Genomic DNA, 15,669 nt, shown 5'->3' with positions numbered 1-15,669 from the left:
GTGTTGGGGTCTGCTTAGAGCAGCAGTTCGGCCAGCTCGCCCAGCGCCGTCAGCTCCACGTCCGGCAGCAGTTGCAACTCTCGCCAGGGCTGGCCGCGCTCGTTGAGCCAGGCGGCCTTGAAGCCGTGCAGCCGGGCCCCCAGCACATCCGTCTGTGGATGATCCCCCACGTGCAGGATCTGGCCGGGCGCCAGCTTGAGGGCCCTCTGCGCCTCTACGAACATGTCCGGCGCCGGCTTCATCCTGCTGCCGAGGCCAGCCTTGCAGACCAGGGTGAAGTAATCCGCGAGCCCAGCCCGGGTCAGATCCAGATTGCCGTTGGTGATGACCACCAGCGGGTAGCGCTCGGCCAGCCGGGCCAGCAGGGCGTGGGTCTCATCGCTCACCTCGATCTTCGAGCGCTCGGCCAGAAAACCGGCGAACACCGACGCTGCCTCACGCTCCGCCAACCCTTGTGCCATCCCCCCCGCCATCAGCGCGGCCTGAATGCCGTGCCGGCGCGCCAGACTGACGTCGTGGCGCAGTGCCGGCTGTTCCAGCAGCAGGTTGTGCTTGAGCGCCTGCCAGCGCGGCTTGTCCAGCATGGCGGTGGCCAGGTATTCGCTGCGCAGGTGGCTCAGCATCCACTGCTCGGCCCGCTCGATGGCCGGGCCGTTGTCATAGAGGGTGTCGTCAAGATCAAACGAGATGGCGGCCACCGGCTGCCAGCGGCGATAGAACTGCATGGTATCTCCTCTTGTCGAGGCCGGGCGGGCCCGGCCCTCTTCATTCGTCGTCCGGAGTGGCGGGATCCCGCTTCGCCCGCGGGTGGGCGCTGTCATACACCTTGGCCAGATGCTGGAAGTCGAGGTGGGTGTAGATCTGGGTGGTGGAGAGATCGGCGTGACCCAGCAGCTCCTGCACCGCCCGCAGATCGCCGGAAGACTCCAGCATATGGGTGGCAAAGCTGTGGCGCAGCTTGTGGGGATGGACGTGGGCGTTGAGCGCCTGCTTGTTGCCCCAGCCGTCGAGCCGCTCCTGCACCGAGCGGGCCGACAGCCGCTGCTTGCGCTTGGAGACGAACAGCGCCTCCAGCTCGTCGCCGGCCAGCAGGGGGCGCAGCTTGAGCCATTTGTGCAGCCACTCCACCGCCATCCGCCCCACCGGCAGCACCCGCTCCCGCGAGCCCTTGCCGGTCACCCTGAGCTGGCGCTCGTCGAGCTTCACGTCCGCCAGATTGAGCCCCACCAGCTCGGCGAGCCGCAGGCCGGAGGAGTACATCAGCTCCATGATGGCGCGATCCCGCACCGCCAGCGGATCCTGCTCGTCGGTGATGTTGAGCAGCTGGTACATCTCGTCCACATCCAGGTTCTTGGGTAGCGGCCGCCCCTGCTTGGGGGTGACGATGCCGCGCGCCGGATTGGCCACCAGTCGCCCCTGGCGCACCTGCCAGTCGCAGAAACTGCGCAGGGCGGAAACCTTGGTGGCCAGCGAACGGGGCGCCAGCCCCGCCTTGTGCATCCGGGTCACCAGACTGCGCACCTGACTCGCCTCAAGCCGGGCCCAGTCGTCGACCCCGAGCTTCACCAGCTCGGCGGTCATGGCTTCCAGATGGGCCTGGTAGTTGCTGCGGGTGTGCGGGCTGAGCTGGCGCTCGACCCGCAGGTATTCGATGAAGCCCGCCAGCTCGTCGGCCAGCGCGGCCGGCAGAGGCTCGGCGGCTGGCGGCGCCTTGGCGGGAGATCTGGCCGGCGTCTTAGCCACGCGCCAGCTCGGGCAGACGCAGCTGCAGCAGGCGGCCAAGCTGGCCCAGCAGCAGGGTGTCGTTGTGGGGGGTGAAGTGGCTCGGATCCGAGCTGGCGAAGGCCAGTACGCCGAGATCGCCGAGCCGCATCAGCGCCACCGAGTTGACCAGCACGTCGTGACCGAACAGCGCCTGCTTCTCGCTCTGGTTGAGTCGGCCGAAGTAGTAATCCTGGCCCGGCAGGCGCTGGCCCAGCAGCTGCTCGAGCTGTCGGCCCTCCGCCATGAACTTCTGCTCGGGGCCGCTCAACTGGAATTTTTTCGGGCTGAGCCAGAGCCGCAGGCCGGTCAGCCGCAGCCGCTGCACGAACGCCTTGCCCATCACCGCGCTCACCTCGAACAGGCTCTGACAGCCGTACAGCTCGCCGTAGAGATCGGCATAGACCCGGAAGATCCGCTCGTTCTCGCTGGCGATCCCCATCAGCTCGGTGATCTCCTGCTCCAGCTGTTCGATGCGCTCGCGCTGTCTGTCCAGCTGGCGCTCCACCAGCGAGACGGTGCCCTTGCGTTCGTGAGGAATGCGGATCCGGTCCAGCATGGCCGCGTGGCGCTGGAAAAACTCGGGATAACGGGCCAGGTACTCCAGCACTGTGGCTTCATCCACCAGTGGTTCCTGCCGTTTGAGTTCGCTCATAACTTGGTTGGTCCATCCGAAAAAGGGGCACAAGGCCCCGACATTAGTGCTTGGCAGAGCGGGGGCCTCCCCGCCCGTGCCTATAACTCTATCTGACCGTCAAATACGTGCTCGGCCGGCCCGGTCATGTAGACCGGCTGACCCGGCCCCTTCCAGGCGATGGTCAGCTTTCCCCCCGGCAGAGTGACGGTGACCCGCTCCTTGAGCTTGCCCTGGCTGATGCCCACCACCACGGCCGCGCAGGCGCCGGTCCCGCAGGCCAGGGTCTCGCCCACCCCGCGTTCGAACACCCGCAGCTTGATCTCGCTGGCGTTGACCATCTCCATGAAGCCGACGTTGACCCGCTCGGGAAAGCGCTCGTGTCGCTCCATGATGGGACCCAGGGTCGCCACCGGCGCATCGGCCACCGAGGGCACCTCGATGACGCAGTGAGGATTGCCCATGGAGACGGCCCCGCACATCACAGTATGTTCCTGGGCCCGCAGCAGGTAGGTTTTTTCCGCCTTCTGGGCCCGGAACGGGATCTTGCCCGGCTCGAACTGGGGCACCCCCATGTTGACCGTGACCTGGTTCTCCCCTTCCAGCTGCAGCACGATGCGGCCGCGCGCCGTGCTGACCGCGATGCGATCCCGGTTGATCAGCCCCTTGAGGCGCACGAAACGGGCGAAACAGCGGGCACCGTTGCCGCACTGCTCCACCTCGCTGCCATCGGCATTGAAGATGCGGTAGTGAAAGTCGAGCTCGGGATCATAGGGCGGCTCCACCAGCAGCAGCTGGTCGAAGCCGATGCCGAAATGGCGATCCGCCAGCTTCTTGATGACCTCATTGCTGAAAAACACCTTCTGGGTGACGCCATCCACCACCATGAAGTCGTTCCCCAGCCCGTGCATCTTGGAAAAATCTATCAACATCGTGCGTTCCTGTACCCTTGTTCACGCTCTCACCTGGAGGAACGCTTAGAGAAATCCATTAACAATCAGGGCAGTAAATGCTCACCGCGCCAGAGATCGGCCAACTGCTCGCGCTCTCTGATGAGGAACGACTGCGCTCCGTCCACCAGCACTTCGGCGGCGCGGGGACGGGTGTTGTAGTTGGAGGACATGGTAAAGCCATAGGCACCGGCGGAACGCACCGCCAGCAGGGAGCCCTCGGCGATCGCCAGGGTGCGCTCCTTGCCGAGGAAGTCACCGGTCTCGCAAACCGGGCCGACCACGTCGTACAGCGCCGGCTCGTGGGCCGTACGGCTGTCCACCTCGATGATGTTCATCCAGGCGCCGTAGAGCGAGGGACGCAGCAGATCGTTCATGCCGGCGTCGATCAACGCGAAGTTGCGGGTCTCGCCCGGCTTGAGGTACTCCACCCGGGTCAGCAGCACGCCGGCGTTGGCGACGATGGCGCGGCCCGGTTCGAACAACAGGGTCAGATCCCGGCCCGCCAGCTTCTGCTTGAGCGCCTCGGCATATTCGCTGGGATGGGGTGGCTGCTCGGCGCCGTAGTTGACCCCAAGGCCCCCGCCTACATCCAGGTGGTGAATGTGGATGCCTTCCACCGCCAGGCCGTCAATCAGCCGCAGCAGCTTGTCGGCCGCCTCCATGAAGGGATTCAATTCAGTGAGTTGCGAGCCGATATGGCAGTCCACCCCGACGATCTCGATGTTGGCCATGGCCGCCGCCTTGCGGTAGATGGCGGGCGCCTGCTCGATGGGAATGCCGAACTTGTTCTGCTTGAGGCCGGTGGAGATATAGGGATGAGTACCGGCGTCGATGTCCGGGTTGACCCGCACCGACACCCGGGCCTTCTTGCCCATGCCGCCCGCCACCCGGTTCAGACGTTCCAGCTCGGCTTCCGACTCCAGGTTGAAACAGAGGATCTCTTTATCCAGCGCGAGGCGCATCTCGGCTTCGCTCTTGGCCACCCCGGAGAAGACCACCTTGGCCGGATCGCCGCCCGCCGCCAGCACCCGCGACAGCTCGCCGCCGGAGACGATGTCAAAGCCAGAGCCAAGGCGCGCCAGCAGGTTGAGCAGTGCCAGGTTGGAGTTGGCCTTGACCGCATAGCAGATGAGATGGGGGATGTCGCCCGCCGCCTTGTCGAAAGCGTGCCAGTGGCGTTCAAGGGTGGCGCGGGAGTAGACGTACAGCGGGGTGCCGTACTGCTCGGCAAGTTGTTGCAGCGAGGTGTGTTCGGCCTGAAGCTGGCCGTCAGCGTCGTAGTTAAAGTGATCCAAGGGGGCGGTTCCTTCCTAAATTATTGCGGCGCGGCCTCTGGGGCAGCCTCGGCGGTCGCAGGCGTCTGTGCTTGCGGTGTACTCTGGGTCTGGGGCTGCTCGGGGGGCGGCATGTAGAGCGGTCCCGTCAGGCCACACGCGGCCAAACCAATAGACAGAAGAGTGGCAAGCAGACACTTGGTAAGCTGGGTAATCATAATGGTTCGCTGCGAAAAAATTTTTGGCCCTCTATAATCGCACTCACATTGTTAAAAGCAACAGGATAAACCGATGAAGGATCACGAGTATCACGCCCTGACCGACGCCTTTTTCCAATATGTGGAGGACACCGTCGACGCAGGATATCCGGATATTGACTGTGAGCGTGCCGGCGGGGTCTTGACCCTGTCGTTCGAGAACAAGACCAAGGTCATCATCAACAAGCAGGAGCCCCTGCACCAGATCTGGGTCGCCACCCGCGAGAACGGCTTCCACTTCGAGCTGCAAGGGGAAAGCTGGATCGACAACCGCTTCGGTCACGAGCTCAAGACGCTGCTGAGCAAGGCCTGCACCACCCAGGCGGGTGAACCCGTCCAGTTCCCATGATGGTGCAGCCCGCCGTGATCGATCTGCATCCTGAAGGCGCCCGTCACGCGGTGATCTGGCTGCACGGGCTGGGGGATTCCGGCGCCGGCCTCGCCCCACTGGTGGATGCGCTGGCGCTGCCCGCCGACCTGCCGGTGCGTCATCTGCTGCCCGATGCGCCGGAGCGCGCCATCACCATCAATATGGGCTACAAGATGCGCGGCTGGTACGACATCAAGAGCTTCGACAATCCGGCGGATCGCGCCGTGGAGTCCCACGTCAGGGAGTCCGCAGCCCACATCGCCGCGCTGATCGAGCAGCTGGTGGCGGAGGGCTTCGCCCCCGAGCGCATCGTGCTGGCCGGCTTCTCCCAGGGGGGAGTGATTGCCTCCTTCACCGCCTTGCGCCTGCCGCAGCAACTGGCGGGCCTGCTCTGCATGTCCACCTACCTGGCGGCGCCCGACGCCCTGCTCGGCGAGATGAGCGAGGCTGCCCGCAGCCTGCCCATCTGCTACATGCACGGCATCTATGACGACGTGGTGAGCCTCTCCATGGGCTGGGACGCCAAGAACCGGCTGGAGGCGGCCGGACTCTCCCCCGAGTGGCACGAGTACCCGATGCGCCACGAAATCTGCCGTCCGCAGCTCGACGACATCCGTCAGTGGCTGCTGGCCCGCCTCGCGGGCTGAGCCAACCGCGGATAGCCAAACGGCCTGCAGATGCAGGCCGTTTTCATTCGATATGAGCGATGATCCTGTGCAGCAGGGGGCCGAGACCGGGGCGCTTGCGCGCACGCCGGACCGGCCCCTGCACTACCCCGCGCCTGCGGCGGAGCCGAGCTCGCGCCCCTGACCACCGTCGCGCAGCTGACCCTGGCTGCGGTAGGGGATCACTTCCAGCTCGCCATTGATCTGCACTATCTCGTAGTACTGGGGCAAGTTGAAGTTGCTGAACTGGCCCGCGTCGCTGAAGCGCTCGTGGCTGGAGGTATAGAAGCGGTTCACCCCCTGCACCAGCTCATCCTTGTTGCCGGCGAAGTGCTGGTAGATCTCCACCCGGTTCGCCTCGTCCAGGATATAGATGTTGGTGCCCGCATCCCGGGTATCGAAGAAGAACTGCACCAGCCCCTCGCTGGCGTAGGCGTCGACGATGCCGGGCAGATGCTGGCTATGGGTCTTGTCGAGCCGCAGCGGCAGGTGATCCAGCTTGTTGTGGGAGATGTGGCGATAGAAGTCGACCGCGTTCTCCAGCTTCTTGACCGACACCCCGCGCCGCTCGAAGAAGATGCCGTACTTCTCCTTGCCGAGCGCCAGCGTCTTGACCAGCTGCTGCTTGTCGCGAGCCAGACGCAGCTCGATGCACTCGGCCACCAGCTGCTGGAAGCGGGTACGCACCAGGGAGCGGAAGTGCTGGCTGTAGCAGAACACCTCGATCATCTCGGGGGCGGCGGCATCCTGATGCATCTTGCCGAGGATGGTGGTGAGAGCATCCACCACCGCCTCGTCCCCCTGGAAGTGCAGGGTACGGATCTCGCTCCAGGAGTTGCGATAGACCAGGTCCACCGAGCCCACCAGACACTCCTGGTTGCGGCCGAACGAGAAGACGTCGGCGGCGTTGGCGTCGAATTCGATCACCTGGCCCACCCAGTGACTGGTCGGGTCCGTCTCCAGGTTGAGGAAGATGGAGAGCTGGCGAATTTCGCACGGCCGGCTGAGGGCCAGGTTGGTGGCGCGGGGATACTTGACCGGGAAGGTGCCGGACAGATCGCGACAGAACTGGTGCAGGTTGTCGATGTGCAGATCCGAGCCCTGATTGAACAGGTGCACCCGCGACTGGGGCGTCAGCAGGCCGTTGAAGTAGGCCCACGACACCAGCTTGCTGATATAGCCGTTATATTCGAGCGGCGCCCGACCGATGATGTCAGCCGGCTCCAGCGAATGTTTGTAGAGATACCAGCCGGCGCGGTTCAAGCGGCCGTGCGGCACCTGCACGAAGCTGAGATCCGGTTCGCTCAAGTCCGGCGCAATCTTGAGGTTGATGCGCTGTACCTTGCCCGGCAGGCTCTCGAACGCGGCATAGAGCTTGCGCGACAGGATGCCGATGTCTTCCGGGTTGATGGACTCGCTGATGTTGTTGCGCCGGGCGAACTGGATCAGGTTGCGGTAGCTCTGCATCAGGGCTTCCAGCAGTTCGGCGTGAGCCACCTTGACGTCCTCGACCTTCCACTCCTGGCGGTGATCCAGATGGTGCAACCGCTCCTGACTCCAGCCCCAGTAGGAGACCAGCTGGGTCATCTGCTCGCGGCGCCAGGCCGGGGAGTGCTCCTCCTTCGGGTGGCTGAGACCGTCACACACCTTCAGATAGAAACAGCGGCGCACCAGATCGAGCCGCTGCATGTCGCCGATGGACTTGAGGTAGTTGGTCACCTTGTCCAGCATCAGGCAGTAGTTGTCGAGCCGGTAGTGCATCCCCTCGTTGTGCTGGAACCAGTCGCGGCTGGTCACCGACAGCAGACGGGTGTTGGGATACTCGTGGGAGTAGGCCTCCATCAACACCGACTTGAGCACCGCCTTGTAGGGGGAGTCGATGCCCTTGTAGAGCTGCCAGAGGGCAGAGCCGAAGTACTCCTCGGCCGGAATGCGGTTGAAGCCACCGAGATCGAGCCAGTCATCCTGGCTCAGCTTGCCGTGGGCGAACAGGCCGTTGACGTAGTCGTCGTAGTGGTCGTCATACTCGCTGGGCACCAGATACCAGAGCAACCGCTTGCCGGCGATCAGCATGGCGCTGCGGTAGAACTCGTCGAGCAGCAGCAAGTGCTGGGCGCTGCCGCAGCTCTCACCCTGCATCTGGGCATCGTTGCGCTGGCGGAACTTGTCCTCGGGGATCAGGAAGAAGTTGAGATCGACCCCGCGCTGCTCGGCCCACTTGGAGAGTTGCTGGCACTTGAGATCCAGCAGCTCGAGCCGCTCCTGCGACAAACCGGCCACGTGGCAGACCCAGATGTCGAGATCCGAGTGGCAGCACTGGCCGATGGACGAGGTGCTGCCCATGGAGTAGAGCCCCTGGATCGACTTGTCATGGGTGGTGAGGCCGTTCAGGCAGTTGGCGTTCTGGCACAGATCCTCGATGAAGGCCTGCTGTGCGTCATTGGCGGTAAAACTCCAGATGCCGTGCGGCACATCCCCCGCCACGTAACCAGGCAGCAGAGGGTGATTGAAGTGCAGCATGACGGGTAGCAGCTGAAAAACCTGCTGCCCGTAGCGACTCATGAGACCTAGCGCCCGTTGCGTCTTGAGACGATTGAGTTCGTCGTAGCGCGCCACCAGCGTGTCGAGTTTTACCAGCAATGCCCTGCCTATACCGAGGTAAGAAATGACGCACCAAAACGGGGAGACGTCAAAAAAGTGTGATCATGTTAACAATGCAAACAGCGGTGGTAAACAAGCCCGCACACAATCGCCGGATTATTTATGACAAGTCACTAAACAGTATCATTGGAAAGCAATAAAGAACTGTAATTTCAACAAATTAACCGGCAAGCCAGACTTAATAAAAATCATTTTCAGCGGCCGTTTTTGAGCTTGAGCCCGCTTTTGCGGGCTGCGCCATGAAAGCCCCTGCAAAGGGTGGTAAGATCGTTTTCCTTCTAAAGATGAAACAACTGATTGATATGGCAGCCCGAACCCTGAAAATTGCCACTCGCAAGAGCCCCTTGGCCCTGTGGCAGGCCAACTTCGTCAAAGACCGGCTGGAAGCCCTGTACCCCGAGTTGCAGGTCGAGCTGGTGCCCATGAGCACTCAGGGTGACAAGATCCTGGATACCCCTCTCGCCAAGGTGGGCGGCAAGGGGTTGTTCGTCAAGGAGCTGGAAACCGCCATGCTGGAGGGACGGGCCGACATCGCCGTGCACTCCATGAAAGACGTGCCGGTGGAGTTCCCCGAGGGGCTCGGCCTGCACACCATCTGCGAGCGCGAAGATCCGCGCGATGCCTTTGTTTCCAACCGCTTCGGCCAGATTGATGAGCTGCCGCAGGGAGCCGTGGTCGGCACCTCCAGCCTGCGTCGTCAGTGCCAGCTGCGCGCGGCACGCCCGGATCTGGTGATCCGCGACCTGCGCGGCAACGTCAACACCCGTCTCGCCAAGCTGGACGCCGGTGAATACGACGCCATCATCCTCGCCGCCGCCGGCCTGAAACGGCTGGAGATGGCACACCGCATCACCGCCTTCATCGAGCCGGAGCAGAGCCTGCCCGCCAACGGTCAGGGCGCGGTCGGCATCGAGTGCCGGCTCGACGATCACGAGCTGCACGCCCTGCTGGCACCGCTCGAACACCCCGAGACCCGGATCCGGGTACTGACCGAACGCGCCATGAACCGCGCCCTGCAGGGGGGCTGCCAGGTCCCTATCGGGGCCTACGCTCTGGTGCAGGGGGAAGAAGTGTGGCTGCGCGGTCTGGTGGGCAGCCCGGATGGCAGCCGTGTCATTCGCGACGAGATCCGCGGCCCGCTGGCCGACGGCGAGGCCCTCGGTCACACCCTGGCCCAGCGTCTGCTGGCCGATGGTGCCGATGTCATCCTGGCCGAGGTCTACCGGGCATGATCCCGCTGGTGGTGCGCCCGGCCGCCCAGGCCGCCGAGCTGGCGGCGCTGCTGCGCCAGCACGGCCACGCACCGCTCTGCTGCCCGCTGCTGGAAACCGTGGCGGGCAGCGAACTGCACCGCCTGCCCGAACTGCTGCCCCAGGCCGACATCGTCATCGCCGTCAGCGTGCATGCAGTTAATTTCACTCATCATTTTCTGTTGCAAACTGGTCAGACCTGGCCAAATATTGACTACTTTGCAGTCGGCCAGGCCAGCGCGGATGCCTTCTCTGAGGTGGGCATCCAGGCCTTGAGCCCGGACGATCCGCGCAGCGAAGGGCTGCTGGCCCTGCCCAGCCTGCAACAGGTGAACGGCAAGCAGGTGCTGATCCTGCGCGGCAATGGCGGCCGGGATCTCATCGCCCGGACGCTGGCCTCACGCGGCGCACTGGTGCACTATTGTGCGGCCTATGAGCGCCACTACCCCGCACTGGACGGGGACGCATTGACTTGCCACTGGCAGGCGGCCGGGCTCGACAGCCTGCTCGTCACCAGCGGTGAACTGCTGCAACGGCTGCTGGAACTGGTCCCGGACCAACAGCTGCCCTGGCTGCACGACCGCCTGCTGGTGGTGCCCAGCCCGCGGGTGGCCGAGATGGCCGCGGCGGCGGGCTTTACCCATATCACGATTGCCCAGGGTGCATCCAACCAGGCCCTGACGGCCGCTCTGGAACTGAGGAAGATGGAATGACTGAACAGCAAGAAGTCCAGCCGAGTGCCGCGGCCTCCGTGGCCGACAACAAGCAACCCGGCCAGAAGGTCGCCAACAACAAGAAGGGCAGCTCGGGTGCTGTGGTCGGCGGCATCGCCATCCTGCTGGCCCTCGGCCTGACCGGCGGCCTCTATCTGCACGGCCACAAGAGTGCCGTCGCCCAGCAGGGCGAGCTGAACCAGCTCAAGCTGCAACTGGCCGAGGCCATGAACAAGCTTGACCAGAGCAACAGCAAGGATGGCGAGCAGCTGGCCGCCCTCGGCAAGCAGCAGCAACTGCTGCAGGACGAGCTCAAGGGGTTGCAGACCCGGGTGCTGGATCTCAACGACAAGCGCCCCAACGACTGGATGCTGGCCGAATCCGAATACCTGGTGCGGATGGCCGGTCGCAAGCTGTGGCTGGAACACGACCTCGTCTCCGCCATCACTCTGCTCGGCAATGCCGACGAGCGCATCAAGGCGCTCAACGATCCCAGTCTGATGCCCATCCGCAAGGCGCTGGCCGAAGACATCGCCCAGCTCAAGGGGATGCCGCGCATCGACCGCGAAGGGCTGACCCTGAAGCTGGCCGCCCTCTCCGATCAGATCGAGCTGCTGCCGCTCTCCACCGTCAGCATGCCGGAAGCCAAGAGCGAGCCCGATCAGGCCGTCAGCACCAACCCGGACGAGTGGGAGAGCAATCTCAAGAAGAACTGGGTCAAATTCACCGAGAACTTCATCACCATCCGCCGTCGTGACGGCGCGGTGGAGGCCCTGCTCTCCCCGCAGCAGGAGATCTTCCTGCGCGAGAACCTCAAGACCAAGCTGCTGCAGGCCCAGCTCGCCGTCTACCGCGAGCAGCAGGCCCTCTATGACGACAGCCTGGACAAGGCCCAGCGCTGGCTGACCCAGTATTTTGACACCGACAACAGCGCCACCCACTACATGCAGTCCGAACTGGACAAGCTCAAGGGGGAGCAGATCCAGTTCAACTACCCGGATCGCTTCAAGACCCAGGCCATGCTGGAAGAGGTGCTGACCGAGCGCCTGCAGCGCATTCTGGCCAGCAACTGAGGAGGGCACCATGATTCGTCTGATTGTACTGGTGGCCGCCATGGTGGCGGGCCTCATCTTCGGCCCGCAGGCCTCCGGCAACAAGGGCTATGTGCTGATCTCGCTGGGCAACTACACGGTTGAATCTTCGGTCACCAGCGCGGTGATCCTGGCGGTGCTGTTCTACGGTGCCCTGCTCATCGTCGAGTGGCTGCTGGGCCGGGTATTCGGCCTGCGCCGCAAGACCCTGGGCTGGTACGGCTCGCGCCGGCGCCGCAAGGCCAACCAGCAGACCGTGGCCGCCACCCTGGCCATGGCCGAGGGGCACTACAGCCAGGCCGAGAAGCTGATGCTCAAGGGCGCCAGCAACAGCGACACCCCGCTGCTCAACTACCTGAGCGCCGCCAAGGCGGCCCAGGCCCGTGGCGATGACGTGCGCCGGGACCAATACCTGCAAAAGGCGCAGGAAGAGAATCCCAAGGCCGAGCTGGCGCTGACCCTGACCCAGACCCAGCTGCAGATCGAGCAGGGCCAGTACGATACCGCGCTGGCCATGCTGGAATCCGTCTATGCCCTCAACCCGCGCCACCCCATGGTGCTGGACCAGCTGCGCCAGGTGCACCTGGCCCGCGAGGACTGGGCTGCCCTCATCGATCTCATCCCGGTGCTGCACAAGGTGGGCAAGCTGACCCCCAAACAGGAAGAAGACCTGCTGCAGCAAGCCTGGCGTGGCCGCCTCGACGCCGCCAGCGGCGCCCTCGAGACCCTGCGCCCGATCTGGCAGGAGCTGCCGCGCAAGCTGCGCCAGGATCCGGATCTGCTGGCCGCCTATGGCGATCGCCTGCGCCAGCTGGGAGCCGACAATGAGGCCGCCGAGCTGTGGCTGGATGCGCTGCGCAAGCAGGTCTCGCCCCAGCTGCTGGCCCGTCTGCCCAAGCTCAAGCTCGACAGCTACCAGCCGATGCTGACCCTGTTGCAGAAGATCCAGGATCAGCCGGGCGTCGACGCGGCGCTGGCCCAGGTCTACCTGCTGGCCGGTCAGCTGGACGACGCCCAGCGCCTGCTGGAGCAGGAGGTCGCAAAAGCGCCGAACGCCGCCGTCTACCACGCCCTCGGTCAGGTAATGGACAAGCGCCGCCTCACCAACAAGGCCAACGAGTACTACCGCCAGGCATTGCAGCTGGCCGACGTCTGACGTCCGTTCGTCACGAAATAAAAAGAGGCCGCAGTTGCGGCCTCTTTTTATTGGGATTGTTCCGAATGGTAGCTCTCCCTGCTCCCTTCGCGGGAGAAGGGTCGGGGATGAGGGGGGAGCCAGCAACCACTCTCTCCCTGAGGGAGAGGGTCAGCCTCAGGACGTCATTCGCTCCAGTTCACCGATGAGCCAGATGGCCTCCTCCCGGTGATAGCCGCACACGTCCTGCATGGGACGAAAGCCGCCGCACACCGCCGGCCGCTCGGGCTGGCCGAAGATCTTGCAGCCCAGCCGCGCATCGAGCTGCACGCAGGGCACGCCGGCCGGTTTGCCGTCGGGCATGCCGGGAATGGCACTGCTGATACTGGGGGCGATGCAGCAGGCACCGCAACCTTGACGACATTCCATGTGATGCTTTCCTCGGCAGGGCGAACCAGTTTAGCAAAGGGCGGGGATTTTCCTCACTGTTATCCCGGCCCCGCCATGAAATAGTCCCCTTGCAAGCAGACAACAAAAAGCCCGACAGCGTCGGGCTTTGGTCGTTCAGCAACAGCCATCTTCCTGCTTACAGGATGATGTCCCGCACAACGCTGTCTTTGCGATCCAGGAAGTGAATCGACTTGATGCGGCGGATGGTCCGCGACTTGCCACGGATCAGCAGGGTCTCGGTGGTCGCCATGACGCCGTCGCTGGTGATGCCGTCCAGCAGATCACCCTTGGTGATGCCGGTGGCCGAGAAGATGACGTTGTCATTCTTGGCCAGGTCTTCCAGCTTGAGCACCTTGCTCACGTCGATGCCGAGTGCCTCGCAGCGGGCAATTTCCTGCTCGCCCAGCGCACGCACTTCCGGGCTGTCGCCCTTGACCTGATGACGGGGCACCAAGCGGGCCTGCATGTCACCGTCCAGCGCACGGATCACCGCCGCCGAGATCACCCCTTCCGGTGCGCCGCCGATGCCATACAGCATGTCCACTTCGCTGTCCGGCAGACAGGTGAGGATGGAGGCAGCCACGTCGCCGTCGGGAATGGCGAACACCCGCACACCCAGCCCCTGCATCTCCTTGATCGCCTTGTCGTGACGCGGCTTGGCCAGGGTGATCACGGTCAGGCGGGAGAGCGGCTTGCCGAGCGCCTTGGCCACGGCCTTGAGGTTCAGCTCGAGCGCCTCATCGAGGTCGATGGCACCCTTGGCCTTGGGACCCACGATCAGCTTCTCCATGTACATGTCGGGAGCCTTGAGGAAGGAGCCCTTGTCGCCGACGGCCAGCACGGCCAGGGCATTGGCCTGACCCATGGCGGTCATGCGGGTACCCTCGATGGGATCGACCGCGATGTCCACCGCGTCGCCCAGGCCCGTGCCCACCTTCTCGCCGATGTAGAGCATGGGGGCTTCGTCAATTTCACCCTCGCCGATCACAATCTCACCATCGATCTGGATCTGATTGAGGATATGGCGCATGGCCGCAACGGCCGCCCCATCGGCGATATTCTTATCACCACGTCCGAGCCACTTGTAGCCAGCCAGTGCAGCCGCTTCCGTCACTCGGGAAAACTCGATTGCCAGTTCACGTCTCATCGCATATCCAACCTTTGGAGCTCGAAAACGGGCGGCATTCTACCACAAGGGCAAACCTTTGCGCGCAAAAGTGGCGGTTCGTCACACAAAACACGGCCCTTTCACCAATTTGACATCAAACCGCCACCGACACTTCACGAGAGTGTCACCCCGCTGTCATCCCCCCTGCCTAGCATGGCCCCCGTCTTTTACAACAAAGCTTGCAACACAAGGGATTAAGATGAAAAAGCTGACTGTAGTGGCACTGGCTCTCACCGCGGCCTTCCAGGCTCACGCCGTTGAAGTTTACAAGAATGACACCACCACCCTGGATCTGTACGGCCGCATCTACGCCGGCCAGTTCTTCGGTGACAAGAAGGAAGGGGTCGACAGCACCCATCCGAACGGCACTCAGGAGTACAGCGACAAGCAGGGCGCCAACCAGTTCGTCCGCTTCGGCGCCAAGGTCGACAGCCAGATCAACAGCCAACTGAAGGCGCTGGCCCAGTACGAAGTGCAGATGTACATCAACGACAGCGAGAAGACCATCAGCGAGAACTCCGACAACCTGCGCACCCGTCTGGCGTTCGCCGGTGTTGGCGCCGACTGGGGCAACATCACCTTCGGTCGCCAGAAAGGGGCCCCTGGCTTCCTGGCTGACTGGACCGACGTTTCTCTCTCCGACGGTTACGGCAACGACGCGCTGGGCGCCAAGACCGACACCTTCGCCACCAACCGTGCCGGATCCGTGCTGAAGTACTCCGGTCTGTTCAACGGCTTCCAGGTAGACACCAGCTACAAGTTCGACGGCGGTGACACCGAAGAGACCACCAGCAAGGACAGCGATGCCGCCTACGGCGCCGCCGTGGCCTACACCTTCCCGTTCAACCTGGCGCTGGGCACCGCCTACAACGTGGGGATCCGCGACAAGAACGGGGAAGAGGATGCCAAGCTGTGGCTGCTCTCCGCCAAGTACGACAACAAGGCCGTCTACGCCGCCCTGAGCTATGCGGACGGTACCGACTTCCTGGCCACCGGCAAGGATCACACCGGCTGGGAAGGGGCGCTGGGCTACAACTTCGAGAACGGCTTCGGCCTGATGGCGCTGTGGAACAAGCAGAAGGTCGAGCAGGACGGCAAGGCCGACTATGACTCCATCGACTACTACACCCTGGGCGCCCAGTACAAGTTCAACAAGAACCTGCGCGTCATCGGCGAGTACCGCATCAACAACCTCGACAGCAAAGAGAGCGGCAAGCTCAACGTCAAGGATGACTTCCAGCTGGCGGCCCGCTACGACTTCTAAGTCGGGCCCCTCTGCACTGCGCG

Annotated in this window: 16 protein-coding genes; 7 read left to right on the top strand and 9 right to left on the bottom strand. The window is 63.7% G+C overall.

The window, feature by feature from the left end; all coding sequences use genetic code 11:
• Positions 1-14: 14 nt before the first annotated feature.
• From AHA_RS02400 to lptM, 6 genes are all read right to left on the bottom strand, one after another.
• A complete protein-coding gene (locus AHA_RS02400) occupies positions 15-725 on the bottom strand; it encodes an HAD-IA family hydrolase (protein ID WP_011704450.1) in 711 nt (236 codons plus the stop codon).
• Positions 726-765: 40 nt separating this feature from the next.
• The gene (gene xerC / locus AHA_RS02395; RefSeq protein ID WP_011704449.1) at positions 766-1,743 is read right to left on the bottom strand and encodes a tyrosine recombinase XerC; all 978 of its coding nucleotides are present in this window, start codon (positions 1,741-1,743) and stop codon (positions 766-768) included.
• Positions 1,736-2,416 (bottom strand): DUF484 family protein, encoded by a 681-nt coding sequence (locus AHA_RS02390; RefSeq protein ID WP_016349251.1) that lies wholly within the window; start codon positions 2,414-2,416, stop codon positions 1,736-1,738. Before AHA_RS02390 ends, xerC begins: the two co-directional genes overlap by 8 nt.
• A gap of 80 nt (positions 2,417-2,496) precedes the next feature.
• Positions 2,497-3,327, bottom strand: a complete 831-nt coding sequence (dapF, locus tag AHA_RS02385) for a diaminopimelate epimerase (protein ID WP_011704447.1) — start codon at positions 3,325-3,327, stop codon at positions 2,497-2,499.
• Positions 3,328-3,392: 65 nt separating this feature from the next.
• Positions 3,393-4,643 (bottom strand): diaminopimelate decarboxylase, encoded by a 1,251-nt coding sequence (lysA, locus tag AHA_RS02380; protein ID WP_011704446.1) that lies wholly within the window; start codon positions 4,641-4,643, stop codon positions 3,393-3,395.
• 20 nt (positions 4,644-4,663) lie between these two features.
• A complete protein-coding gene (gene lptM / locus AHA_RS02375; protein ID WP_115586400.1) occupies positions 4,664-4,840 on the bottom strand; it encodes an LPS translocon maturation chaperone LptM in 177 nt (58 codons plus the stop codon).
• 73 nt (positions 4,841-4,913) lie between these two features.
• Here lptM and cyaY point away from each other — a divergent pair, with 73 nt between their 5' ends.
• Both cyaY and AHA_RS02365 read left to right on the top strand, forming a co-directional pair.
• The gene (cyaY, locus tag AHA_RS02370) at positions 4,914-5,228 is read left to right on the top strand and encodes an iron donor protein CyaY (RefSeq protein ID WP_011704445.1); all 315 of its coding nucleotides are present in this window, start codon (positions 4,914-4,916) and stop codon (positions 5,226-5,228) included.
• Positions 5,229-5,242: 14 nt separating this feature from the next.
• Positions 5,243-5,896, top strand: a complete 654-nt coding sequence (locus AHA_RS02365) for an alpha/beta hydrolase (RefSeq protein ID WP_164927783.1) — start codon at positions 5,243-5,245, stop codon at positions 5,894-5,896.
• Positions 5,897-6,019: 123 nt separating this feature from the next.
• Here AHA_RS02365 and AHA_RS02360 read toward each other — a convergent pair whose 3' ends face one another.
• Complete coding sequence (locus AHA_RS02360) at positions 6,020-8,554, bottom strand: class I adenylate cyclase (protein WP_011704443.1); 2,535 nt, start codon at positions 8,552-8,554, stop codon at positions 6,020-6,022.
• A gap of 323 nt (positions 8,555-8,877) precedes the next feature.
• On the opposite strand from AHA_RS02360, the gene hemC reads away from it, so the two are divergent.
• From hemC to AHA_RS02340, 4 genes are read left to right on the top strand one after another with little or no spacing between them, the layout of a single operon-like run.
• Positions 8,878-9,807, top strand: a complete 930-nt coding sequence (gene hemC, locus AHA_RS02355) for a hydroxymethylbilane synthase (RefSeq protein WP_016349245.1) — start codon at positions 8,878-8,880, stop codon at positions 9,805-9,807.
• On the top strand, positions 9,804-10,538 hold the full coding sequence (locus AHA_RS02350) for a uroporphyrinogen-III synthase (protein ID WP_011704441.1): 735 nt from the start codon (positions 9,804-9,806) through the stop codon (positions 10,536-10,538). The genes hemC and AHA_RS02350 overlap by 4 nt, the downstream gene beginning before the upstream one ends.
• The gene (locus AHA_RS02345) at positions 10,535-11,611 is read left to right on the top strand and encodes a uroporphyrinogen-III C-methyltransferase (RefSeq protein ID WP_011704440.1); all 1,077 of its coding nucleotides are present in this window, start codon (positions 10,535-10,537) and stop codon (positions 11,609-11,611) included. The genes AHA_RS02350 and AHA_RS02345 overlap by 4 nt, the downstream gene beginning before the upstream one ends.
• A gap of 10 nt (positions 11,612-11,621) precedes the next feature.
• Positions 11,622-12,785, top strand: a complete 1,164-nt coding sequence (locus tag AHA_RS02340) for a heme biosynthesis HemY N-terminal domain-containing protein (RefSeq protein ID WP_011704439.1) — start codon at positions 11,622-11,624, stop codon at positions 12,783-12,785.
• Positions 12,786-12,941: 156 nt separating this feature from the next.
• Here the strand turns inward: AHA_RS02340 and AHA_RS02335 are convergent, their stop codons facing one another.
• Entirely contained in the window at positions 12,942-13,193 is a 252-nt protein-coding gene (locus AHA_RS02335; RefSeq protein ID WP_011704438.1) for a YkgJ family cysteine cluster protein, read from the bottom strand.
• 157 nt (positions 13,194-13,350) lie between these two features.
• The gene (gene glpX / locus AHA_RS02330) at positions 13,351-14,361 is read right to left on the bottom strand and encodes a class II fructose-bisphosphatase (protein ID WP_011704437.1); all 1,011 of its coding nucleotides are present in this window, start codon (positions 14,359-14,361) and stop codon (positions 13,351-13,353) included.
• Positions 14,362-14,581: 220 nt separating this feature from the next.
• Here glpX and AHA_RS02325 point away from each other — a divergent pair, with 220 nt between their 5' ends.
• Positions 14,582-15,646 carry a porin gene (locus AHA_RS02325; RefSeq protein ID WP_016349239.1) on the top strand — a complete coding sequence of 355 codons (1,065 nt, stop codon included), beginning with the start codon at positions 14,582-14,584 and terminating at the stop codon, positions 15,644-15,646.
• The last annotated feature ends 23 nt before the right edge of the window (positions 15,647-15,669 follow it).

Origin of the sequence: Aeromonas hydrophila subsp. hydrophila ATCC 7966 (genome assembly GCF_000014805.1) — a bacterium.
Classification (GTDB): Bacteria; Pseudomonadota; Gammaproteobacteria; order Enterobacterales; family Aeromonadaceae; genus Aeromonas; species Aeromonas hydrophila.
The sequence above is the reverse complement of the archived record's forward strand: the minus strand, read 5'-3'. Positions and strand labels throughout refer to the sequence as shown.

Coding starts and splice junctions, on each gene's coding strand:
- AHA_RS02400 (WP_011704450.1), bottom strand. CDS start 725: ATGCAGTTCTATCGCCGCTGGCAGCCGGTGGCCGCCATCTCGTTTGAT.
- AHA_RS02390 (WP_016349251.1), bottom strand. CDS start 2,416: ATGAGCGAACTCAAACGGCAGGAACCACTGGTGGATGAAGCCACAGTG.
- dapF (WP_011704447.1), bottom strand. CDS start 3,327: ATGTTGATAGATTTTTCCAAGATGCACGGGCTGGGGAACGACTTCATG.
- lptM (WP_115586400.1), bottom strand. CDS start 4,840: ATGATTACCCAGCTTACCAAGTGTCTGCTTGCCACTCTTCTGTCTATT.
- cyaY (WP_011704445.1), top strand. CDS start 4,914: ATGAAGGATCACGAGTATCACGCCCTGACCGACGCCTTTTTCCAATAT.
- hemC (WP_016349245.1), top strand. CDS start 8,878: ATGGCAGCCCGAACCCTGAAAATTGCCACTCGCAAGAGCCCCTTGGCC.
- AHA_RS02350 (WP_011704441.1), top strand. CDS start 9,804: ATGATCCCGCTGGTGGTGCGCCCGGCCGCCCAGGCCGCCGAGCTGGCG.
- AHA_RS02345 (WP_011704440.1), top strand. CDS start 10,535: ATGACTGAACAGCAAGAAGTCCAGCCGAGTGCCGCGGCCTCCGTGGCC.
- AHA_RS02340 (WP_011704439.1), top strand. CDS start 11,622: ATGATTCGTCTGATTGTACTGGTGGCCGCCATGGTGGCGGGCCTCATC.
- AHA_RS02335 (WP_011704438.1), bottom strand. CDS start 13,193: ATGGAATGTCGTCAAGGTTGCGGTGCCTGCTGCATCGCCCCCAGTATC.
- glpX (WP_011704437.1), bottom strand. CDS start 14,361: ATGAGACGTGAACTGGCAATCGAGTTTTCCCGAGTGACGGAAGCGGCT.
- AHA_RS02325 (WP_016349239.1), top strand. CDS start 14,582: ATGAAAAAGCTGACTGTAGTGGCACTGGCTCTCACCGCGGCCTTCCAG.